At 54.1% G+C, this 20,965-nt stretch carries 29 protein-coding genes and 1 pseudogene; 17 read left to right on the top strand and 13 right to left on the bottom strand.

Going from position 1 to position 20,965, the window contains the following annotated elements; all coding sequences use genetic code 11:
- Positions 1-262 precede the first annotated feature (262 nt).
- Positions 263-472, top strand: coding sequence for a cold-shock protein (locus ACQZ51_RS20545; protein WP_448780064.1), 210 nt, complete (start codon positions 263-265; stop codon positions 470-472).
- Between the two features lie 157 nt (positions 473-629).
- Here ACQZ51_RS20545 and ACQZ51_RS20540 read toward each other — a convergent pair.
- Positions 630-707, bottom strand: a pseudogene (locus tag ACQZ51_RS20540) (ribbon-helix-helix protein, CopG family); the annotation flags it as partial.
- A 593-nt stretch (positions 708-1,300) separates the two neighbouring features.
- Here ACQZ51_RS20540 and ACQZ51_RS20535 point away from each other — a divergent pair.
- Positions 1,301-2,956, top strand: coding sequence for a response regulator (locus ACQZ51_RS20535; protein ID WP_448780062.1), 1,656 nt, complete (start codon positions 1,301-1,303; stop codon positions 2,954-2,956).
- 470 nt (positions 2,957-3,426) lie between these two features.
- Here the strand turns inward: ACQZ51_RS20535 and ACQZ51_RS20530 are convergent, their stop codons facing one another.
- The 4 genes from ACQZ51_RS20530 to ACQZ51_RS20515 form a co-directional block, all read right to left on the bottom strand.
- Positions 3,427-3,588, bottom strand: coding sequence for a hypothetical protein (locus ACQZ51_RS20530; protein WP_448780060.1), 162 nt, complete (start codon positions 3,586-3,588; stop codon positions 3,427-3,429).
- A 157-nt stretch (positions 3,589-3,745) separates the two neighbouring features.
- Positions 3,746-4,003 (bottom strand): hypothetical protein, encoded by a 258-nt coding sequence (locus tag ACQZ51_RS20525; protein WP_448780058.1) that lies wholly within the window; start codon positions 4,001-4,003, stop codon positions 3,746-3,748.
- A gap of 149 nt (positions 4,004-4,152) precedes the next feature.
- Positions 4,153-4,395, bottom strand: coding sequence for a hypothetical protein (locus ACQZ51_RS20520; protein WP_448780132.1), 243 nt, complete (start codon positions 4,393-4,395; stop codon positions 4,153-4,155).
- Positions 4,396-4,526: 131 nt separating this feature from the next.
- On the bottom strand, positions 4,527-4,736 hold the full coding sequence (locus ACQZ51_RS20515) for a cold-shock protein (RefSeq protein WP_037062590.1): 210 nt from the start codon (positions 4,734-4,736) through the stop codon (positions 4,527-4,529).
- On the opposite strand from ACQZ51_RS20515, the gene ACQZ51_RS20510 reads away from it, so the two are divergent.
- From ACQZ51_RS20510 to ACQZ51_RS20500, 3 genes are all read left to right on the top strand, one after another.
- The gene (locus tag ACQZ51_RS20510; RefSeq protein WP_448780135.1) at positions 4,647-4,850 is read left to right on the top strand and encodes a hypothetical protein; all 204 of its coding nucleotides are present in this window, start codon (positions 4,647-4,649) and stop codon (positions 4,848-4,850) included. The genes ACQZ51_RS20515 and ACQZ51_RS20510 overlap by 90 nt on opposite strands.
- A 142-nt stretch (positions 4,851-4,992) precedes the next feature.
- On the top strand, positions 4,993-5,442 hold the full coding sequence (locus ACQZ51_RS20505) for a DUF6894 family protein (RefSeq protein ID WP_448780131.1): 450 nt from the start codon (positions 4,993-4,995) through the stop codon (positions 5,440-5,442).
- Between the two features lie 499 nt (positions 5,443-5,941).
- Complete coding sequence (locus ACQZ51_RS20500; RefSeq protein WP_448780130.1) at positions 5,942-6,142, top strand: hypothetical protein; 201 nt, start codon at positions 5,942-5,944, stop codon at positions 6,140-6,142.
- Positions 6,143-6,236: 94 nt separating this feature from the next.
- Here the strand turns inward: ACQZ51_RS20500 and ACQZ51_RS20495 are convergent, their stop codons facing one another.
- From ACQZ51_RS20495 to ACQZ51_RS20485, 3 genes are all read right to left on the bottom strand, one after another.
- The gene (locus tag ACQZ51_RS20495; protein ID WP_448780128.1) at positions 6,237-6,815 is read right to left on the bottom strand and encodes a cysteine hydrolase family protein; all 579 of its coding nucleotides are present in this window, start codon (positions 6,813-6,815) and stop codon (positions 6,237-6,239) included.
- Positions 6,816-6,950: 135 nt separating this feature from the next.
- On the bottom strand, positions 6,951-7,784 hold the full coding sequence (gene nadE / locus ACQZ51_RS20490; RefSeq protein ID WP_448780056.1) for an ammonia-dependent NAD(+) synthetase: 834 nt from the start codon (positions 7,782-7,784) through the stop codon (positions 6,951-6,953).
- 45 nt (positions 7,785-7,829) lie between these two features.
- Positions 7,830-8,075, bottom strand: coding sequence for a hypothetical protein (locus tag ACQZ51_RS20485; protein WP_448780054.1), 246 nt, complete (start codon positions 8,073-8,075; stop codon positions 7,830-7,832).
- A 391-nt stretch (positions 8,076-8,466) separates the two neighbouring features.
- Here ACQZ51_RS20485 and ACQZ51_RS20480 point away from each other — a divergent pair, with 391 nt between their 5' ends.
- The 4 genes from ACQZ51_RS20480 to ACQZ51_RS20465 all read left to right on the top strand — a co-directional run bounded on the left by ACQZ51_RS20480 (position 8,467) and on the right by ACQZ51_RS20465 (position 12,089).
- Positions 8,467-8,958 (top strand): DUF4142 domain-containing protein, encoded by a 492-nt coding sequence (locus ACQZ51_RS20480; RefSeq protein WP_448780052.1) that lies wholly within the window; start codon positions 8,467-8,469, stop codon positions 8,956-8,958.
- A 111-nt stretch (positions 8,959-9,069) separates the two neighbouring features.
- Complete coding sequence (locus ACQZ51_RS20475) at positions 9,070-9,864, top strand: DUF2243 domain-containing protein (protein WP_448780050.1); 795 nt, start codon at positions 9,070-9,072, stop codon at positions 9,862-9,864.
- 82 nt (positions 9,865-9,946) lie between these two features.
- Complete coding sequence (locus ACQZ51_RS20470) at positions 9,947-10,810, top strand: alpha/beta fold hydrolase (RefSeq protein WP_448780126.1); 864 nt, start codon at positions 9,947-9,949, stop codon at positions 10,808-10,810.
- 496 nt (positions 10,811-11,306) lie between these two features.
- Positions 11,307-12,089: an SDR family oxidoreductase gene (locus tag ACQZ51_RS20465; protein WP_448780048.1), complete on the top strand. Its 783-nt coding sequence runs from the start codon at positions 11,307-11,309 to the stop codon at positions 12,087-12,089.
- A gap of 86 nt (positions 12,090-12,175) precedes the next feature.
- Here ACQZ51_RS20465 and ACQZ51_RS20460 read toward each other — a convergent pair whose 3' ends face one another.
- Positions 12,176-12,415, bottom strand: coding sequence for a DUF982 domain-containing protein (locus tag ACQZ51_RS20460; protein ID WP_448780047.1), 240 nt, complete (start codon positions 12,413-12,415; stop codon positions 12,176-12,178).
- A 259-nt stretch (positions 12,416-12,674) separates the two neighbouring features.
- Here ACQZ51_RS20460 and ACQZ51_RS20455 point away from each other — a divergent pair, with 259 nt between their 5' ends.
- A complete protein-coding gene (locus ACQZ51_RS20455; RefSeq protein WP_448780046.1) occupies positions 12,675-12,893 on the top strand; it encodes a DUF2934 domain-containing protein in 219 nt (72 codons plus the stop codon).
- Between the two features lie 63 nt (positions 12,894-12,956).
- Complete coding sequence (locus ACQZ51_RS20450) at positions 12,957-13,187, top strand: DUF378 domain-containing protein (protein WP_448780044.1); 231 nt, start codon at positions 12,957-12,959, stop codon at positions 13,185-13,187.
- Positions 13,188-13,245: 58 nt separating this feature from the next.
- Here ACQZ51_RS20450 and ACQZ51_RS20445 read toward each other — a convergent pair whose 3' ends face one another.
- Positions 13,246-13,968: a Crp/Fnr family transcriptional regulator gene (locus tag ACQZ51_RS20445; RefSeq protein ID WP_448780042.1), complete on the bottom strand. Its 723-nt coding sequence runs from the start codon at positions 13,966-13,968 to the stop codon at positions 13,246-13,248.
- Between the two features lie 286 nt (positions 13,969-14,254).
- Here ACQZ51_RS20445 and ACQZ51_RS20440 point away from each other — a divergent pair, with 286 nt between their 5' ends.
- From ACQZ51_RS20440 to ACQZ51_RS20430, 3 genes are all read left to right on the top strand, one after another.
- Positions 14,255-14,398 (top strand): hypothetical protein, encoded by a 144-nt coding sequence (locus ACQZ51_RS20440; protein WP_448780041.1) that lies wholly within the window; start codon positions 14,255-14,257, stop codon positions 14,396-14,398.
- Positions 14,395-14,547 (top strand): hypothetical protein, encoded by a 153-nt coding sequence (locus ACQZ51_RS20435; RefSeq protein WP_448780039.1) that lies wholly within the window; start codon positions 14,395-14,397, stop codon positions 14,545-14,547. Before ACQZ51_RS20440 ends, ACQZ51_RS20435 begins: the two co-directional genes overlap by 4 nt.
- 243 nt (positions 14,548-14,790) lie before the next feature.
- Positions 14,791-15,168, top strand: coding sequence for a response regulator (locus ACQZ51_RS20430; protein WP_448780037.1), 378 nt, complete (start codon positions 14,791-14,793; stop codon positions 15,166-15,168).
- Between the two features lie 12 nt (positions 15,169-15,180).
- Here ACQZ51_RS20430 and ACQZ51_RS20425 read toward each other — a convergent pair whose 3' ends face one another.
- Complete coding sequence (locus ACQZ51_RS20425; RefSeq protein ID WP_448780035.1) at positions 15,181-16,497, bottom strand: NAD(P)/FAD-dependent oxidoreductase; 1,317 nt, start codon at positions 16,495-16,497, stop codon at positions 15,181-15,183.
- A gap of 120 nt (positions 16,498-16,617) precedes the next feature.
- Here ACQZ51_RS20425 and ACQZ51_RS20420 point away from each other — a divergent pair, with 120 nt between their 5' ends.
- From ACQZ51_RS20420 to ACQZ51_RS20410, 3 genes are all read left to right on the top strand, one after another.
- The gene (locus ACQZ51_RS20420; protein ID WP_448780033.1) at positions 16,618-17,442 is read left to right on the top strand and encodes a manganese catalase family protein; all 825 of its coding nucleotides are present in this window, start codon (positions 16,618-16,620) and stop codon (positions 17,440-17,442) included.
- A 134-nt stretch (positions 17,443-17,576) separates the two neighbouring features.
- Positions 17,577-18,083 carry a sigma-70 family RNA polymerase sigma factor gene (locus ACQZ51_RS20415; protein WP_448780031.1) on the top strand — a complete coding sequence of 169 codons (507 nt, stop codon included), beginning with the start codon at positions 17,577-17,579 and terminating at the stop codon, positions 18,081-18,083.
- A 692-nt stretch (positions 18,084-18,775) separates the two neighbouring features.
- Positions 18,776-19,039: a DUF982 domain-containing protein gene (locus tag ACQZ51_RS20410; RefSeq protein WP_448780029.1), complete on the top strand. Its 264-nt coding sequence runs from the start codon at positions 18,776-18,778 to the stop codon at positions 19,037-19,039.
- Positions 19,040-19,086: 47 nt separating this feature from the next.
- Here the strand turns inward: ACQZ51_RS20410 and ACQZ51_RS20405 are convergent, their stop codons facing one another.
- Both ACQZ51_RS20405 and ACQZ51_RS20400 read right to left on the bottom strand, forming a co-directional pair.
- Positions 19,087-19,830 carry a TIGR04290 family methyltransferase gene (locus ACQZ51_RS20405; RefSeq protein ID WP_448780028.1) on the bottom strand — a complete coding sequence of 248 codons (744 nt, stop codon included), beginning with the start codon at positions 19,828-19,830 and terminating at the stop codon, positions 19,087-19,089.
- 17 nt (positions 19,831-19,847) lie between these two features.
- Entirely contained in the window at positions 19,848-20,891 is a 1,044-nt protein-coding gene (locus ACQZ51_RS20400; protein ID WP_448780125.1) for a UDP-glucuronic acid decarboxylase family protein, read from the bottom strand.
- Between the last annotated feature and the right edge of the window lie 74 nt (positions 20,892-20,965).

The raw sequence follows: 20,965 nt of genomic DNA, 5'->3' as shown, positions 1-20,965 counted from the left end.
CGTTCTTTATTATTGGGGTGAGTAAAAGCAGCTTGCCGTATCTTGGCCGTCACCTGCGAGGAACGACAGGTCCAAGCTCAGCGCGCTAAGCGACGGAGCGAAATAAGAGTTGCCCAGCGTGTCAACCGAACCTGATCTGTCGCTTTGTAACCGGTTCGATTGGGTGCTGTTTGCCAAGGCATGAACTTCTCAACGAAATTAGCGTTATTGCATCTGTGACATCTCTACGTCGGAGTGTCTGAACATATCGAAGGGGTTTTTTATGGCAACTGGAACGGTAAAATGGTTCAACGCTACAAAGGGTTTCGGTTTTATCCAGCCTGACAGCGGCGGCGAAGACGCTTTTGTCCACATTTCCGCTGTTGAGCGGGCAGGGATGCGGGAAATCGTTGAAGGGCAAAAGCTCAGCTACGACCTAGAGCGAGACAAGAAGTCCGGCAAGAATTCGGCAACTAATCTTCAGTCTGTTTGAACAGTACGCTGCCGCTCTCAGTTATCTCTTCGAAAATGGGCGATACGAGGTCGGGCGGCAGTCCGGCCTTTTTAGTTGCCTCAGAGCGGATGCCATAGCTTAAGGCGTCGACGGAACTGAAGCAATCATGGCAAGCGTATCTGTCCCTTACATCTAACCTGTTTTGGTACCCTCTAACCTCGATCATCCTGTCGAGTTTGGCGATAAGATCGTCATCGATTTTGATCCGCCGCATGGGTAATCCTCCTGACCCCCGTTACCTCACGCCTCATTTACTTTGTATGCGCCCTGCTCTGATCACTCCGAATAACAAGGACTCGGAGTTGCTAGCAAAGCTCCTCACGTTCATTACTCGAAGTTTTTTAGGGTCTTCTTATTACGAGCTTGCTCCTCGCGAATTGGAGAGTATTTTAGTGCATGGTAAACTCGAGGTTCACATTGATCACGGCACGACCTGCTTTCCTGCTTCTCTGCTCTGCGCTTATTCCTGCGCTGCTGCTCGCGACATTTATGGGCTGGTACGTTATCCGCGAGTGACAAGCGGCGTTGGTTCACGCGCTACAGGATAAGGCAAAGCTCATTGCGGCCGCTGTCCAACGTGACCTTGAGACCCAGATTCAGCTTCTTTCCATCATTGCAGAGTCTCCCAGACTGGATCTTCCTGTCGCCAGATCTAGCTTCGCTGAGACGGCGCGCCGGCTTAGGGCACGAGCACCTCAATGGGAGCAAATCAGGGTCTCTGACGACGAAGGTAATGTCGTCCTATCCTATCCTCCATTGTCGGCATCCGCTTCCAGGAAAGTGGTTGACCAGGAGAGTCATGACCGCGTGCTTAAGTCAGGCGTCGGGCTTGTCGGAAATGTAGTCGTCGGCTCCGGAGGAAAACCTGCTTTCGCGATACGCGTGCCGATCCAACGCAACGAACAGACACGAGCCGTATTGTCTGCAGTAATTCGACCTGAGATGATTGCTTCGATCCTGAAAGATAGCGGACTACCGCCAGGATGGTCGGCATGGGTAATCGATAGCCAGGAACGGCTCGTTGCCGCTACGGTGACCTCTAACCGTGAAGCTCAACCAGCAACCAACTTCGGTCGCGTCATCGAAGCCGAGCGATTTGAGTTGTTCGATGGATCGAGCGTTCAGACCGCCGGTGCACCTCTCTTGGGTATGCCGTGGCGAGTGAGGGTTGGGTTGCCTTCAGTGGACTACACGCGCCCGGCCGAACAGGCCGTGCTGCTGCTCGTTGTGGCCAGTGCCCTGATCGTTCTACTATGTGCTTCGGCAGCCTTTCTAGGTTACCGCGAGTTGCAAGCGCGGACGGTCGGCCGAGAGAGCATGGCGAACTGGCAGCGAATGGATGCACTCGGAAAGCTGACAGGGCAGGCAGCCCATGACTTTAATAATCTGCTCATGGTTTTTCAGTCTGGCGTCGAAGGAATAGAGCGGCGCAGGAATGATGAGGAGCGCGTGACGCGGCTTCTAGGTCATATGAAAGAGGGTCTGACGAGAGGAAAATCCATTACTCGCCGGCTCCTTTCTTTTGCTCGACGATCCAATCAGGGCGCTGAACACACCGAACTTAGAGCCAAGTTCCAGGAAATGATCCCGCTTCTTAGGCAAGCGCTCAACGACAGCATAGTGTTCGAGTCAAACCTGCCTGTCGATCTCTGGGCGATTCATGCTGATCCGGTTGGACTGGAGATCGCGCTAATCAATCTTCTGACGAATTCTCGCGAGGCGATGCCCGATGGGGGAACCGTGACCATAACTGCCCGCAACGTCCCGGAGGGATCGTTTGAAGACGAGCGAATTCATGGCCCGGTCGTCGCAATCACAGTGGTCGATACCGGGAGCGGGATTTCATCTGCCGACCTGCAGCGGATGTTCGAGCCGTTCTTCACGACGAAATCAAACGGAGGACCGGGTCTAGGTTTGACGCAGGTTCATGGTTTTGCGACAAGCTCTGGCGGTGTGGTCAGAGGTGCAAGTCTGCCGGGCCGCGGAAGCGCGATCACTCTCTTGCTGCCGAAGTCGAACGCCTCAAGCCAGATTGTAGAGAGTTCCTCGTATACCGATCTTCCAAAATGCATCCTGATTGTGGACGACACACCCGCCTCTCTGGAATCTACGCGTGTTGCATTGGACGGGCTGGTAGGCGAGGTCTTCACGGCGTCAAGCGGACTGGAAGCTCTTCAACTGCTGCAGCGCAAGCCTGATATAGACGCCGTTATCAGTGATATCATGATGCCCGGCATGTCGGGCATCGAGTTAGCGGAGGAAATTGCCCGCCGGAAGCCCGAACTTCCCGTCGTGTTGATGACTGGATACAGTGACAAGCTGGAAGCAGGAGCAGCCGTGTCGTGGCCAGTCCTCACCAAGCCGTTCGCGATTAAGGAACTTGCCGCCGGCCTGCTCAAGGCGCGTTTATCGGTCCCGGATCTGACAAACGTCGTTCGTCTGGATCAGTCAACACGATCTTGAGCAGGATGTTGGCTTACATCTACTGGTGGCGCCGCCTTAACCATGTAAGACGCGATAGTCGTCTCGGCTTGGAATTCAGGCCTCAATCTACAAAGCGATTTCCCGCCAGGTGCTGATGGCGTTTAAGCGAAGCTAGCGATGATCTGCAGATGACAGATGTTTTCGGTGAAGAAGGAAGAGATTGCGATCTGGCCATGAATTGAGACGAACCGCTGGCTCGAGCGCGAAAGGATCAAACGAGACACTATCCGAAAGCGCCGCTTGAACCACCTGAGAAAAGCCTCTTAAATCAAACTGAAAACCGAGCCGGAAACTCCATTCTTCCGAAGCCAAAAAAGTCTCAAATCATTCGACGTCGGACTATGGAGGTTCTGAACAATCGCATGGAGCCGGGGTCGTATGCCAAAACCTATGCCTTGACCATGAAGAAGGGGTCAGAGAGGTCACAGCCCTTTCTCCGACCTTGAAAATTAGGCTGCTATGCGACGCGCGGCCTTGTCTGATGCTTTGCGGTCCGCTCCATATTGCTCTATAATTTTGGCGGCATCCTCAACGCTAATACGGTGCTTTTTCGCAAGCGTTTTTACATCGTAAGCTTTCGTCGACGTCGACGTTTCGCTGACTGGATTCATTGGTTTTCCTTGGATTCAGGTTTGTCCGCCCGGTAGGACGGTTGAATAAATGAGGGTGATTGCGGTGTGCATCACGAGCCGCTCCCAGGCAGGGATGTCTTCAGTATGAAGGCCTGGCCTAAGTAGGCGCGCTACGGATCGAAGCGTGTCGGGTATTTCAAGTGAACAGTTGGAGCTTGGCCGCGGCGGCGTTTGCTTCATCCGTAGAGAAATCCAGAGTAGCCTTAAGAATGCGAAGCTCGGCCAGAAGGCGTGGGATTAAAGCGAGGGTCTGCCTGTCGTGCAATGTCTGCTCCCATTCTCCAACTTCAACAATGAACTTGCGAAACCGATCGGCTGTTTCAGGATTGACGTCCTTGGCAGCACGTTCGGAATTCTCTGCGAGTTCACCAGCTCCACAGTGCTGACGACCCATGTGGGCAGCGCAATGATACGTGTGTCAATCTCGGAAACGACAGCTTCGTTCAACGGATAACTTGGCATTTCCGACACCTGTAGGCGGCGAGGTTGGTCCGCATTGAGATAGAACTCGCAGACGCAAGCCTACAACGTATCAACACAACCTCATGAATGGTCTTTAGTTATCTGATTTCTGGCGCGCATTTTAATGAAACCGGAAACCGCCTTCGTGCGGTCGGCCAATTCCTTCGCGATGCGGGCTTCACGAAGGCGAAGGGTTTTGGCTTCACGAGCCTGGACGATGAAATCCAACTCTTCCGCCGCATGGTCCTTGGAAAAAAACTGCGTTTGAATATTACCGAAAGCGATTTCGGCCTGCTGGCGCGATTTGCTGTATCTCTGGGTGATGGGTTGATCTCCAAATTACCGTTCGACTGCGCGAGCGGACATAAAAAAGCCGGGCATCAGGCCCGGCTCGATTGGATAAGTGCTTTCAACAGTGCCAGTACATCCGTGGTCAATGGAAAGCATATACCGAATTATGCAGCCTGGAGATTGCAGGCCGACATCTTGCCAGACTTGTTGTCGCGCTCCAATTCGTAGCCAATCTTCTGGCCTTCGACGATTTCGCGCATTCCGGCGCGCTCGACGGCAGAGATATGAACGAAGGCGTCAGCGCCGCCGTTGTCAGGCTGAATGAAGCCGAAGCCTTTTGTGGAATTAAACCATTTTACGGTGCCAGTGGTCATGATGAACCCTTTCATAGCAATGGAGACGACCGCTACGCGAATGCGTTGCGGATGATGATAGCGATTGTTTTAAAGGGAGGGTTCGTTCAAAGCGCGGTGCCAATCGCGCGGTAACCAAAGCTCAGCAAGAAAATATCGATAAACCATCAATACTTGTATTGGCGCAGATTGTCAACTTTTAGTTTCTGGGATTGGTTCGCACGTCGCCGCAACATGGAGCCAAGGGCGCAAAGCCGCATTGCCGCGCGGTTCCGGCATGCTCATTTCAGGCCATGACGACAGGAGCACCGGTCTCCTATGTGTCTACAGAGTTCCACATGACTACGAAGATCAGTTACCGACGGCCTTGGGATATCAGCATTGTGCGAATGCGCGCGCAACGGCTCAAAGGCGCGTCGCATTTAGAATCCCGGTGAACCAAGGCGGCGCCAGAGTGAACCTCGGGTTACCGCGCCGAAGTCGGAGGGCCAAATGCCTAGATACTCGTTCAATGTCATTACTGGATGGAATTCACAAAGACCTTGAGGGAAGCGAGCTTACAGATCTTGAGAAAGCTCGGGTGAAGACCGCGGATGACGCACGATCTTTGATGAGTGATGCCATGCTACAAGGCCAGGACGCATCGTCTCAGCGGCTAGATTTGGAATGTGATGGGGCGTCGTTGTTCACCCTGCCATTCAAAGACGCGATCAAGACCATTGCCTAACTCTTTTTACTCGCGACTCACCCCAAGAACCTTTTCATATTCGCGCTCTGGCGCACCCACGAGCTTCCCATGCTGAGGACATGTATAGCTACACGTGTACGAGAGAGCGTATGCACATCTTCAGAAATCGGCAATATTGTCCTTTCGTGCGACAACGTTGAGTTGGGCGTCAAGTCGCCACAGGAACGTCCCATGCAGCCATCGTCTTGATCCCCCTTTCCCGATCACCGCACGTGGAATCTCTCTCAGAGCCTGATCCCAGATGCCCGCCTAGGCCCATTGTACGAAATGGTAGTATATGGACCCTATCAATCGGGATCGGGTAGCCCTTCTGCCGGTAGCAGACAACAGTTCCCTGCACCCACTCAAGGTGCCCAGCATTGGTGACATGTGCAATGGCATCAATATCGGCTGTGCAGATCGGAATGACATGAAGAAAAAGGCTGGAACCATTACGACCGCCCAGTGTTCGAGTTTGATATCAACAGAGGATATGACTATGGGTATGAAGTCGCCAAAGGAAGGTGCAGCAGGAACAACGGACCAGTCGCCGCGCTGGGAGGGTCCACAGGAAAATACCCCGCGGGGTTATCTGCCAGCAAAGGACGACCCTGATACCGACCGTGATGCTGTGGGAGAAACGAATGCTGACCCGCTAAAGCGGAAGGTCACAGACGCAATGAAGACAAAAGGCGATTGACTTATCCTCTAGCGCTACAGGCCGTAGCGAATCTTGCTGGTCGCGGCTGTAGGTCGCGAGGCTGACCAAGCTCCCTGCCTAGTCGATGTGACCTTTACACACGATCAAGAAATTCTGCAGTGGAGGAAATTTCCAACTGTACCGAGAACCGATCGCCTAACAATTCGAGCGAAGCGTCATGGGTATCATCGGCGCCACTACAAACAGCATCCTTCAAGAGGATAACGCGATAGCCGAGGTCGATGGCGCCAAGAGCTGCAGCCAGCACACACACATCCGTCTCCCCACCCGAGATCACGAGTGTCTCGACACCCTCCGCCCCTAGGACGCGATGGAGTTCGCCGGTTGTCCATGGCGAATAGGTCAATTTGTCGAAGATTCGCGCAGGCGGCACCAAAGCTTTTAAGGAAGGGACGAGATCGACCATGTCGGGTCCCAGCCGAGCCAGGGTCATGATGTCCCATTTCTGGTAGTAGCTGCGCCACATGCCCGACATATCCTCAGCTCGCTTGGGCGGAACGAAGCGCGTGAAAACGGTGCGCTGCGGGTGGCGCTGGGCGATTTCCTGGACCTGAGGCGACGCCTCCCGCATCCACGGGACATGCCACGGTGTTTCCTCGGCGAACATCCGCTGCATATCGATGCACAAGTGGATCCAGCGACTGTCTTTCATCGTTTCCTCCCTAAAACGAGAACCGACATCACAGCCAACTGTTCCCGGCAGGTAACTCCGTCCGTTTGCGTGGAAGGGCGGCGAACGGGCCGCCTGTGTCGGCACAATCTTCATACCCATGGCGGCCGAGCCTTGTCATCCTGCCATTGAGCCGTTTGGTGCCACTGGAAGTGCGCGTTTGTGGCCGCTCGCCCGATAGGTCGCTACAATCCAATGCCGTGTGGGCTCTGCGACCGGCTTGCCTTCAAGGAAATCATCGATGTCATCATAGGTGACGCCGTAGACGTCTTCGTCGGGCCGAAGAGGCGCATCTGATTCCAGATCTGCAGTCGGAACCTTGAATATCAGTTCCTGCGGAGCCCCCATATGCTCAGCTATGGCTCTCACCCGTCGTTTGGTCAGGCCAGCAAGTGGCAGTATGTCAGCTGCTCCATCGCCGAACTTTGTGAAGAACCCCATGAGAGCCTCGGCCGCCTGATCAGTCCCGATGACCAGTCCTCTGGTTGACCCAGCCAACGCATACTGTGCAATCATTCGCTGCCGCGCTTTGATGTTTCCAAGGTGAAAGTGCTTGCGAGCCGAGTCCACCAGGTCCTCTCCTTCGACCATGATCGCATCGAGCATGGCGTCTGCTGCTGGCTTGATATCCACTGTGACGATACGATCCGGGCCGATGACGCCGAGGGACTTTTGCGCGTCTGTCTCGTCTGCCTGAACACCGTAGGGCAATCGAGCTGCAATAAATTTCGCGTCGTATCCACCGGCGCGAAGTTCCGAAACTGCCGCTTGAGCCAGAAGGCCGGCGGTAAGCGAGTCCACGCCCCCGCTTATCCCGAGAACATATGTTCGGCATGACGTCTGGCGCATATAGTGGCTCAGAAAATCAATGCGATGCCGAGCCTCAAGCGCAGCATCGAAATGGGCAGTAACCCCAAGCGTTCGTGATATTGACTGCTGTTCGTTGTCCATTTGTAATCCGTAGCTTATCTGGCGTGTTGTATTCACCCAAGGTGTTCAGGACCGCAACGGCTGCTCTTTTTTCCAGTCGCGGTAAGGCACCAGCATCTGCCCGGGAAATCGCCGTTCGATTTCTTCTTCCACGAGGGTCATGCGGGAGAGGATTTCCTCCCGATCACTGGCGTCGTCCTCGCTGTGCTTTTCCAACGAGCTCATGACGGCAAAAACCTCATCACTCGTCATCGCCTCAAGCCTGGTCGCAAAATCCGAAACATCCTCGTTCAAAATGTCATTAGCTGCCATCACATGTCTCCCTGCATGTCCTTCAAACCATAGGAGCATGAAATTGTTCCTTCTGAGGGAGCTCGAGCAGCGGGCGAAGATGGCAAAGTCGGAGCCGGGGGAGCACCTCACGGTTATCACCCCGCTTGAAGGGCGTGGTGGCAAATTGGCATCTTCGGAACAATGTTGAGCCCGCGAAGTTCGGGCCGCCAGAAGCAAACGTGTTGTGACATTTCGCGGCACAATGGGCAGAGGGCCGAATGATGCATTCTCGAGCAATTGGGGGACTGCCATCCGTTTCAAGGCTTGGTAGCAGCCGTAACATGCGTCTGCGACCGACCGGCCTGCAATTTGTTCCCGCTTATATCGCGGCCCTAAGATTATAGTCATTCGATCAAAGGAGAGACTACATATGACGCCTTTATATGTTTTCACCACAGTCGTTGCCCTGTCACTCGTCCCGATCAAGTTCGCAAGCGCGCAATCGAAATCGCAATTTGCCACGACAGCTGCATCCTTCAGCCGCTTCGAGGTCGAATCCAGCCGACTGGCGGAAGAGAAGGCGCAGAATAGCGCAACGAAGTTGTTCGCGAGGGATCTTTTACGCGAGCACGAGGATGCGCTGGAAGACCTCGCCGATACTGCGCAGAAGGATGGTGAAGCGCTTCCCACTACATTGGACACCGAATACGGCCAGAAACTTGATGCTCTGAAAGCTGCGTCTGCGGCTGAATTCGATCAAGCTTATCTTTCCTCCCAGGTCTCTGTCCACGAGGGAGCAAAAACCCAGTTCGAAACTTACATCAACACGGGCACTTCGGGATCGTTACGATCTTACGCTGAAAATCGGCTGGGCACTCTACGAACCTACACTGTGCGTGTTCAGGGTCTGACATCCAAATAGCAAAGCCCAGTCTCGGCCATCGGCAAAGTCCACACATCACGCTTACAAGTTTAAAACTCTGTGACTTATTGGCTTAGGTGCCGCAGCTTTATACAGGACAGGAAAATCTCAGTGGCTACCTCAGGCAAAGCAAACGCGAAACCACTCTCGGGAAACGTCACGTATGCCGGTGCAGCGCTCGGCTTCGGGTTGGGCGGCTTCTTCGATGGCATATTGCTTCATCAGGTTTTGCAGTGGCACCACTTGCTAAGCGGTTTGGAGGATGCCCGTCGTGATATCCGGACACTGATCCTGACGGACGGCCTTTTTCATGTCCTGATGTACGTCATCACTTGCTGGGGCTTGTGGATGCTATGGCGCGCAAGAAGAGAGGTTGACTGGCGGTCCTCTAACCGCAGAATGGCTGCCTTTGCCGTAGCAGGCTTCGGGACATGGCACATTGTCGACGGCATCCTGTCGCATTGGATCCTCGGAATTCACCGCGTCAGGATGGATGTCGATAACCCACTTCTTTGGGACTTGGCCTGGTTTGTTGCATTCGGAATTTTGCCCCTGCTCGTGGCCGTCTATTGGTTAAACGTTAGGCCTTCCACACATGGTCGCGTCTTGAGTTCGCCCTTGGCGCTCATACTTGCCGTCGGCGTGGCAGGTCCGTGCTCGCTTATCCCGCCACCTCAGTCAGACACGGTAATGGTGATGTTTCAGCCTGGAACAAGCACAGCAAAGGCCCTGGATGCCATCAGTTCCGTTGAGGGCACAATCTTGTGGACTGATGAAACCCAACAGGTCTGGGCAATTCGTCTTGATGAGCCTCCAAGGGGTCTTGAACTCTATCGGAGGGGCGCGCTGATCGTCGGCAACTCCATAGTGCCGACGGGCTGCTTTGGATGGACCAAAGCTGCTTGAAAAATAGCAGGGCACGGCTTCACTTAAATGTGCTGTAGCTGATATTCGCGGAACCGAGGGCATAGACGCCAGTTCGTTGGCGATGAAAACCATCGCATCAAGCCATCCTCTTCACGGACGCTATATCGGCGTTCATGGGCGTCGCGTGCATTTCCTGGAGCACGGAGACAAAGCAGCGCCTTCAGTTGTCCTCTTACATGGTTGTGGCAGTCTGGCTCAGGAGGTGCTCGCCCCTCTTAGAGAAACTGACATGCACATTGTCGCGCCCGATCGACCGGGTTACGGCTTCAGTGAGTGTTTGGCAGGCAGTCGTGGCCCGCTGGCGCAGTCTTATTGGTTGGAGCAGCTGATTGATGCCCTGCGACTGCATGATGTTGTACTTGTGGGTCATTCGATTGGCTGCGCGCCGCTTTTGATCCTTGCCGAGAGACGACCGGATCTCGTCAGTGGTCTGTGTCTAATCGCCCCATTTTGTCGGCCAACACCAGAAGAGACGATGCTTCTTCTCCGCCTTGCGGTGGCGCCCGCTGTTGGCCCTTTGTTTACGCGTCACATCGTTCAGCGGTTTGCCGGGTATTTCGGTCAACGTGCCATGCGCGCTGCTCACCATCCCAATCCGATACCGCAGCATCTGCTTGAGTTTCCCTACCGGCACGCAGCCAATTACCAGGCGATTTGCACAATGGCTGACGAGTTGTTGGGATTTAATGGCGACATGGAGCGAGCCTCTGAACTTGAGATCGTTTGCCCGGTCAAGATCCTTTATGGCGACGCAGATGGAGCGGTAGATCCGCATTGGCATCTTGAATGGCTCGCACGACGAGTTCCTCAAGCGGATATCACGTGGTTGGAAGGGGTCGGACACAACCCCCATCACGCTGCGCCGGGTATCATTTGCGGCATGGTCAGAGCTATGGCCTATGCATCGGACAAAAGGAGCCGCTGACGCCTGAGTGCGGTTTCGTACACGCACTTGCGTGGAACTTCATGGGTCGTCCGATGTTCGCGACGCCTGATATTGGGGAGGCGACCATGCACCGGAGCAAAGCGATTTTCGGATTAGCGCCAGCAGATCTTTTGCCGATGGCTGGTCACACACCGTGCCTCTACGCCTGGAAAATCATGGCATCGAACAGAGATCCTATCGAAGGTATCACGACACTAAGCGAGCTTGAGGCCTGTCTGATGGAATGTCGTCTTCCCATGAGGCAGAGCCCTGCCGACATAATCACGCAGACGCTCATTATGGAACATGAAGGAGAGGGGGTGTACAGACACAGGGAACAAGACGTTTATTGGACACTGTTATGGGTTGCGCTGCGCTCATAATGACTACGGATCTGCAGCATATCCGGCCTCTGGTTCTGTCAGTGTCGTTTATCATATCGAGGAACTTCCATAGTTTTCCAGAGTTCCAATTTTTGTTTTGAACGGAATTGGAGATGAACATGAAGTCACCTGTCGCACTTGTTACAGGAGCAGGCTCTGGTATTGGACGCGCGGCGGCTCTCGCCCTTGCCAGGGATGGCTTCAAGGTTGGCGTATTGGGGCATACTTGGCAAGATATTGCCTCCGTGGCTGATGGGATCGTTGCCGATGGGCACGAGGCAATCCCACTGCTTGCAGACATTTCTGACGAAGATCAGATGGCTAAGGGGGTTGAGCAATTGGTCAAGCAATTCGGTCGGCTCGATGTTGTTGTTGCCAACGCTGGTATCAACGGCGCATGGGCGCCAATCGATGATCTTAGTCTCAGCGAATGGAATGAGACGATTGCAATCAATCTGACCGGCACCTTCCTGACAATTCGTGCCGCAGTGCCGGAACTGAAGAGAGCGGGTGGCGGCTCAATCATCGTTGTGTCCTCCATCAATGGGACAAGAACGTTTACGACACCGGGTGCGACCGCCTATACGGCCACGAAAGCTGGGCAGGTCGCAATGGTCCAACAACTTGCTCTTGAGCTTGCTCGCCACCACATCCGTATCAACGCCGTGTGCCCGGGCGAGGTCGAGACCAATATCGAAGCCAATACGAGCCTGCGGAAAGAGGACGAGACGGCTATCCCCGTCATTTGGCCACAGGGTCAGGTGCCTATCACTGGCGGTCGCCCTAGGCGGAGCGAGGATATTGCGGAGGTCATCAGCTTTCTGGCATCCGACAAGTCTCGCCACATCACAGGATCCCCGACATGGGTGGACGGTGGTCAGGGACTACTCCGTTAGGCCATAATTCAGTCAAAAGCCTCACCAAACCTGTCAAGATCGTGAACGAGCCTCCATTATAGTCGGTGCTCACGCTCGCCCTTAGATCAATGGTGAAGCTCGGCCTCGTGGGCAGCACATAGAAACTTCTCGCGGGCTTCTTCAGGCGTCGTCCTTCCGGCAATGGCGGCGCGGCATGTACTGCGTGCACGGACATAGGCGGGTCCCCGCAAATCAGGCCACTCATCCAGTAGAATAATCAATGCCGCGAACGGGCTTTCGACGGTCTGGTATCCGCTGACTGGCGTATTGATCCTGATGGGCTCTTCCCACTGCGTGATCGGCATTTGGTCTCTCCTCGCAAAGTTCGCATCGAACCATGCGACACCACAGATGTTCCTGTTGCATCGAAAAATTTTCGCGTTGCAAATCAGATGGGTCGCCCACCCACCTGCCGTGACCAGGTCTCAAGCGACAACAGAAATGTACGGTTTCTGACAAACGGGGAACAGTTGGGGGGTGCCAGAGTTGGCACCGTGTCCCGAACAAAGGGCAGAAGCGCGATGAAGACGCCGGGTCCTCAAGTCATAGCTCACGGAGAAGAACATGATTACCGATACCGACAGACAGTTAAGAGCTTACAAATTATGGGAAAGTGAAGGCCGCCCAGAAGGTCGTCATGTTGAACATTGGCAAGCGGCGGGCATGGCGACTGAAGATGCAGCCGGCGAACAATCCGACACAGAAGCAAGCCAAGAACCCGCCGAAGGTTCGCGCCAGGTTGTCGACAAGGAATTGGCCGAGCAGGAACGTCAAACGAAGTGACTACCCAGCCCCTCATCGGGCCTTTTTTCCATAATTTCAAACTTCTAAAACGAGGATAATGCAATGAAAACGATGAACCTCATCACCTTACTGCTGATCATTGTCGGAGGGATCAACTGGTTGCTCGTTGGTCTGGCGGACTTTGATCTTGTCGCTACTGTGTTCGGCGGAAGGGACAGCGCGCTAGCCACGATCGTGTACATCCTCGTTGGTATTTCTGCTTTGTACCAGTTGGTGCCGTTTTCCAAGGCGCTCTCTCGTGGCGAAGTCAACGCGGAAAGCTCACGCAGGTGAGAAAAGCGACGGGAGCCGTGGCTCCCGTTCCTTCGCCTTAAAGCGTAAAGACTGCCGTTCAGAAAAACCGGATTTTAGCGCCGATCAGGCGCTCATATTCGTTTTCCGGCACTCCATAACTTCCCCCCGCGATCTCTTCCAATTTGTTTCTGTCAAGAATGCGCACATTGCCGCGCGTCGATCTGATAGCGCCAATGCCTTCCAGCATATGCAGCTGATCGGTAATCCCCGACCGCCGCACCCCAAGCATGATCGACAGAAATTGATGGGTTAGGCCCAGATCGTCACCCAGACGGTCCTGGCACATCAGCAGCCAGCGGGATAACCGTTCGTAGATGCTGAGCCGGGCATTGGCGAGCGCCGTATATGAAACCTGAATCGTAAACGAATGCAGATATCTCAAAATAAGAGCACGATCTTCCGGTGATGTATCCATCACAGATCTGACTACGTCGGCGGGCATCAGGTAGCCATGTCCCTCGCCTTGCATAAACGTTCTCGTCGGGGACCTGTCGGCATTAAGGACCGTATGTAATCCCGTTGCTCCCTCAAAACCGATATGCCCGACTTCGACCATTTCGTCGTCAGTTGTGATCGCTACGACGGAAGCAAGTCCCTTCTCCAAGAAGCATATCTTGTCAGTTGATTGATCCTGCTCCACAAGCGCAAAGTTCAGAGGCAGTTCAATATGTCGCATATGAGGAGCAAGCAGCGCAAAGGCTGCGGGACTTGCGGCACGAAGTAAAAGATTTCGCACTTTGTCCTGAAGAGGCGGAGTCATATCTCCTCCGAATGAAGAGCGGGGATAGTTGTTTAAGCACATGATCAACGGCTTATGCTGCAACCTTGATCTGATTTCCATATCCTGTTTGAATCTGTACGATATCCGACAATTAGACCATGTTTTGAGCTGGCGGCTGCAGACAGGTCTGCTCTCTGAAACTCAATTGCTGGGGGCACAAGCCGTAAGGATGCAAAAGCATTTGGTATGGGACCTATTGCTTCGCTGCGTGGTTGGGGAGGCCTAGGGCAAAACTCGATTTGAGTGGCCTGACAGGAGATATGATATGTCGAAGACCATCAAAGACAAAGAGAGCGATGCAACGCGCACGGACAGCGAAAATGCTGATGCGGCAAGGGAGAAGCTGAAGGAAGAAGCAAGAAAAGGTCTGCGCCGGGTGAACCGCGATCTCGAGGAGGATGAAAAATGAACCGCAGCGCAGGCAAGAGCAGATGGATGTTTGTCGCCATACTCGTGGTATTGATCGTTACCTCAGTAGCATTTTCCTTGATCTATCTAACACCTGAAACCCGCCAGCAAGGGCAACCCTCGCCCCATGCGTTGCAACAGGACGAGTGACCGCCCCCGATCTATTGATCCAGAAGGTAACGGGCCGTTGCTGCCGCCGCCGGCATGTATGTTGGGCAGTCCGTGCTGCTAAGCTGTGTAGCTGAACCTTCGCGAGGCCTGTCGCCCTACTGCCGGAGACAGAGGCGACGAGAGCGCCTGATATTTCGGTAAAAATCCAAAAAAGCAGCGTAATTTAAATCCGGTTGGCGAGGGGGCACGTATACACAAGACAAACTTGCGGAGTCGACTATTTTGGATAAGCATCTTCAGATATTCAAGGGTAAGAGGATCCTTGTCGTAGAGGATGACACGTTGCTTGATGAGCAGAGCCGCCGGGCGCTTGAAAAGCTCGGCGCAACGATCGCAGGCCGGACAGCCAGTGCTGAGAAGGCACTCCTTCTCCTTGAGGAACACAAGGTCGATGCTGCTATCCTTGATGTCTTTCTGGACGACGCGCTCGTGTTCCCTGTCGTGAAAATGCTGGAGGAGATGGAGATACCCTACGTCTTTGCGACGTCCTATGTTGCCTCCATAGTCCCAGACAAATTCAGCGGATATATCCTTTCCGCAGAAGCAGAAGAGCTTGCCAAAGTCTCCCGGGGACTGTTCAGCGGGCAACGGCATAATTGAACCGAGCGCCCTTTACTTTGTGTTAGCCCGCCCGACTTTATTCTCGTCTATGATCCGCGCGCCTCTCTGCTTGGTAAAATATCTGGAAATCCACTGGATGGATACAAGCAGTCGTTTTTCGAAGTTGATGAGGAGGTAAACATGGACGATGGCCCAAAGAAACCAGGCGGCACGGCCTTTCAGTGTCCACGAGCCGAAGTCGAACACTGCGGAGTTTCTGCCCACTACAGCGGTATTGCCCCTGTTTTTGAAAACAAATGGCTCTAATTGCGCTCCGCTCTCGATATGACGCCGGAGATTTTTACCGAGATGCTCACCTTGCTGTTTAGCAACCTGGGCAAGTGCCGGTAGGGGTTTTCCGTCTCCACCAACAACCAGTGCCGTATCTCCAATAGCAAAGTGATGGGGAAATCCGCTGACTTCAAGGCTTGATGACACCGGCAGACGCCCAATTCTATCTCCTGACAACCCGAACCATGAAGCCGCTGGCGACGCCTTGATGCCCGCCCCCCAAACGATAGTGCCACATTTGATGCGTGTTTCATTTATAACGACGTCATGAGCGCTGATATCTGTCACCCTCGACCCCAGAAGAACGTCGACACCAACGTTTCGCAAATGATTTTCCGCATATTGCGCCAGCTTTTCCGGGAAGGTCGCAAGCAGTCTTGGCCCGGCTTCCACGAGCATCACGTGCATTTCATCAGGGGACAGATTGCGAAAATCCCGTGCAATCATGAAACGACCCAGCTCCGAGATCGCCCCGGCCATTTCTACGCCGGTAGGTCCGCCACCGATCACAACCGTTGTCAAACACGCACGCTTTTCCTCTGGCGATGTTGCGAGTTCAGCCTTCTCAAACGCCATGAGAAGTCTTTGACGTATCTGTCGCGAGTCTCGCAGAGACTTGAGCCCTGGCGCGAATTCCTTCCAGTCATCATGTCCGAAATAATTATATTCGGACCCCGTCGCCAAGATGAGATAATCGTAAGCGTGGATGTGACCATCATCGGTCACAAGCGTTTGACCCTGGGGATCAACGCTTACCACCTCCCCCAATACGACAGATATGTTTTTATGACGCGAAAGAGTTTTACGGATCGGCTCAGCAATATCGGCAGGAGACAAAGCTGCAGTTGCCACCTGATATAGAAGCGGTTGAAAGAGGTGATGATTTCGCCGGTCGATGACAACGATATCGACCGGCGAGGGGCCGAGAGCGCCAGCACATGACAAGCCACCAAAGCCTGCCCCTACGATAATGACTTTGGGCCGATGGCGTTGCCCATTCTTAGGTGATGACTGAACTTTGCTCTCTGGTGTGCTCATGGACCCTTCCTTTTGGCGGCCCAACCACAGGTGCCCGCTTAGGTTCCGAAAAACTCCCTGGAGATTTCGGAACAATGAATGGAAACGAAGGTTCGGCGGCCTCCAACAAAGGAGAGATCGATGTTCTATACAGATGGAAAACTGCAATTCCCGGTACGGGTGGAGACGCCAGACCCCATGTTCGCCAGAGCGCTCCAGCAAGCGATCGGAGGTGTGGAAGGCGAGATCCGCGTCGCGATGCAATACTTCTTTCAGGCTTGCGGCGCCCGAGGCAACCCAAAGTTCCGCGACCTTCTTATGAACACCGCAGCAGAAGAACTGGGGCATATCGAAATGCTGGCGACGGCGGTTGCTCTCAATCTTGAGGGTGCGCCCGTTGAGATCAAGGATGAGATTGCGGCCGACCCAGTTGCAAGTGCGGTGTTGGGTGGTTTGAACATGAAGAACCTGCTGTCGGCAGGACTGTCGGCCATGCCCGTCGATTCCGATGGCGTACCTTTCGATATGTCGCACATCTACGCCAGTGGAAATATCGCTGCGGACATGACCGCCAATGTGGCCGCTGAGTCGACTGGCCGTGTCCTCGCGACCCGGCTTTTCAATCTGACAACCGATCCTGGAATGAAGGAAATGCTGTCATACCTGATCGCGCGTGACACGATGCACCAGAACCAGTGGCTGGCAGCGCTGGAGGAGCTGGGAGGTGAGAAGGGCGTGTTCCCGATACCCAACAGCTTCCCACAGGAGCAGGAAAATCGGGATTTCAGTTACGCCTATCTTGGCTTCCAGCAGGACGGAAGTGCTCCTGCCCCCGGACGGTGGTCCTCTGGTTCATCAATCGACGGGAAAGGCGAATTCATCTCCGCGAATATGATGCCGCTTGGACAAACGCCGGATCTTGGAGCCGCCAAGCCCAATAGCGGCGCGCAGAAAGAGCAGCTTTAATGCTGATTGAGCCCTTGGGTGGCGGGCCTGCAGGTCCGCCTCCCTTATTTGTCCTTATGTACGCTTTCGTACAGCAACATTCCCCAAGAGCACGCATTGTTTAGACAAGCCTAAAATTTCCTGGAGGGGAAAATATGCAGGACGGAAACGACTTCCACAAAAGCCTGACGGATCTGGAGGAGCCGCTACGCCGCTTTGCGAGGCGCTTCGTGAGTGATGACAACGATGTGAATGATCTCGTTCAGGAGACCTTTCTCAAGGCTTTGAAGTATTCCCACCAGTTCAATCCTGGAACATCACTAAAATCCTGGCTTTTCACAATTCTGAGGAACACCTTTTGTACGGCTTACCGCAAGCGAATTCGGGAGCCGGTGATCGCTGAAAGTTTACCCCACCTGGCGATGACCTCAGAAGCCCCACAACTCGCCCATGTCCGCTATGGCGAGCTGCGGCGCGCCTTGGAAACTCTACCGGAAGAGACAAGGACTGCGCTCATCCTGACTGCCTCAGGAACGAGTTACGAGGAAGTGGCGGTAATATGCGGGTGCAAAACCGGTACGGTCAAAAGCCGTATCAATAGGGCGCGCCACGATTTGGCGGTTGCTATGGGAGATAAGGACGCCGCCAGTAGCCGCAACTAGAACTCTCCTGTTTCAACAATGGAATTTGAGAGCAAGCCGTTCCCATAAAGTCGCAAATTTGACGAATGTAAGAAGTTGTGTGTAAAAAATAACCTTTCCCCTGGTTGTTCATGGACCAGTTAAGCGATTGAAATAGATCCATTAAAGTGACTTTTTGCTCGAAACCGTACGTAGAATAGAATTACGTGCTGAGCACGTTAAGGTTGGCAATGTCATTCATGACGCAGCCGCAAGGAGCAAATCGGTCTCCATGCCCGCAGGGAGTGCCACAGCATGTCAGTTTCACATGATGAAGACAGGTACAATGAAACACACATTGGGCTCTTTCTCTTGGATCTCGCCGGACACTTCACTCAACATAAGCACATGAAGCGAAGGATCGCAGATCGTGCCATCGCGTGCTTGATCGACAATCCACCTCTGGAGACAGACGCACTTGAGCGTGAGTTGTTCTCCCTTGTCTTACGGATTGCGCGGGATGAACTCGAACTGCGCTCGAAAAATAGAAAGCTTACGCATGAGAGCCTGCGATCAGACCAGCCTGCCCTGTAGGCACTGCTTAACGGTCGATCGCCGGATGTCGCCTGCACTTTGTGCCCGTGCACCTTCCGGAACCGGATCTCCACTCGTGCGGAACCGTACGGTAAGGAACCCCGCCAGATAGGGGTTGTTAGTGCTGAAGGAGGTGCTTCATGCCAAATTTAATCATTGAAACCAAATTCACTGTAACGTGGAACAGACCAGTTTACGTCAGGATCGGAAACGGTGCCGTAGAGGCCGTTCGCGGCCCGGAGGACGGTCTACATTATCTGTACCATCGTTGGCCTTATACGCAAGACGACCTCGGCGAACTTGCTCAGTGTGATTGTCTCAAGGCCATTCAGAAGGAGTTGCCATGCGACAAGGCGCGCGACGCCTTTGTTAACGCGGCAGTGCGTGCGGGAATGCTGGCGTGAGTATCACGCGCGATCCCTAGCAACGGAAGCGTCAGGCAAGGCGAAGGTCAATAAATCCGGGGTGGCGGCTCAGCTGCGTAGTAGCGCTGGCCACGGGAGCAAAGATAGACTTCTCGCTCCGGATTTTCCTCAATCACAAAGCCGGAGCTACGCAACATGGCCTCCATCGCCGAACTATTGGGTACGAACCAGTTCGTCGGATCGCTGGCAAAGCGTTCCTCAACGAAAAACAGCTTGGGGTAGTCTGGCCGGTCGAATATGGCCCACTCGGAGAAGTCATAATTCTCTTCCAAAACGGGCTTTCTGCCGTCGCCACGTTGCAGGCACTGGAACAAGAGCTTGTCTCTGACGACGTGTTCGTAGAGCAGGTCAAGCGCCAGCAAGGGGTGCCGCAAATGGTATAAAACACCCATGAAGATTACCAGGTCGAATGTCTCATTCAGTTTGGCGACATCGTAGACCGTCATCTGCCTGAACTCGACATCGAGCCCCGATCGCTTGGCAGCGAACTCGGCTTGGCGAAGATAATGCGGATCCGAATCGATCCCGACGACCCTGGCGGCATTGCGGCGTTTCATTTCAAGGCTGTAGAAGCCTGCATTGCAGCCCACGTCCAGCACGGTCTTCCCATCCAGATCCTCCGGAATGATATTCTTGAACCCTTGCCATTTGAAGCTCGGGTAATCGCCCAGAAAGTGGTCCGGTGCGGTTTGAACGCCGTTTATATCGAGGTTGTGAAACCATGGTTCAAGATCGTTGATCTCTTGTCTCAATGCGTCTTTGCTGATCATGACATCTGCATCCATGCTTATGCGCGAACAGGTTCGCAATGAACGCTTGCAACGTTATCCCTCGCGGGCCGTGCAGCTCTGTCGCCTGGTTGTTCGGAAGTGATGGCGGTAAACCAGGCTGCGGTTTGCCGCAGCCCCTCGGATAGTGGAATACGCGGCTGCCAGCCCAGCAACTCCTTCGCACGGGATATGTCAGGGCGTCGTCTCTGTGGATCATCCTCCGGCAGCGGCTGATGGATTATCTTGTTCGCGGAAGGAACCATCGCGATGACCATGGATGCCAACTCGTTGATCGTAAATTCTCCCGGATTGCCCAGATTGACCGGGGCACCTGGGTTCGGGTCTACATTCATGAGAGCCATCAGCCCGGCGACGAGGTCGCTGACGAAGCAGAACGAGCGCGTTTGCTCACCGGTGCCGTAGATCGTCAAAGCATCTCCCTTCAACGCCTGAACGAGCAGGTTTGAGATGATGCGGCCATCATTGGGCTGCATGCGCGGACCATAGGTATTGAATATACGTGCGACCCGCGCGTCCACTTTTCCCGTGCGCAGCACATCAAAGCACAGCGCCTCGGCAGCCCGCTTTCCTTCGTCGTAGCAGGCGCGGGGTCCTATACAGTTCACATTGCCACGGTATTCCTCTCGTTGAGGATGTTCGGCTGGATCGCCGTAAACTTCGCTGGTCGAGGCTTGAAGAAAACTTGCATCGTGTTGCTCTGCAAGCTTGAGCAAATTGCCTGTACCCGCAACGCACGTCATCATCGTATGGACGGGATCGGCCTGATAGTGTGGCGGTGATGCTGGGCAGGCAAGATTGTAAATCTGTTCGACCGGCTCATCCAGCCGATACAAGTCGCAAATATCTTTTTCGATCAGCCGAAAATTCGGGTGGTTCGCCAGTGGTCGGACATTGTCTTTCGAGCCCGTGATGTAACTATCGACGCAGATGACCCTTTCGCCATGAGCAAGAAGCGCATCACACAGATGCGAGCCCACAAAGCCTGCCCCGCCTGCGACAAGAACGGTCTTACCTTTGCCATTGGACGTTTTCTGCAGCATCTCAGTTCTCCTCATGGTGAAACTTGGTGGCGAACCCGCGCTCGGATAATGTTTCCGGCTCAGGTCCGCGATTG

The sequence above is a fragment of the Agrobacterium sp. CG674 genome (genome assembly GCF_053521645.1).
This window is presented reverse-complemented; position numbering and strand designations above follow the sequence as displayed.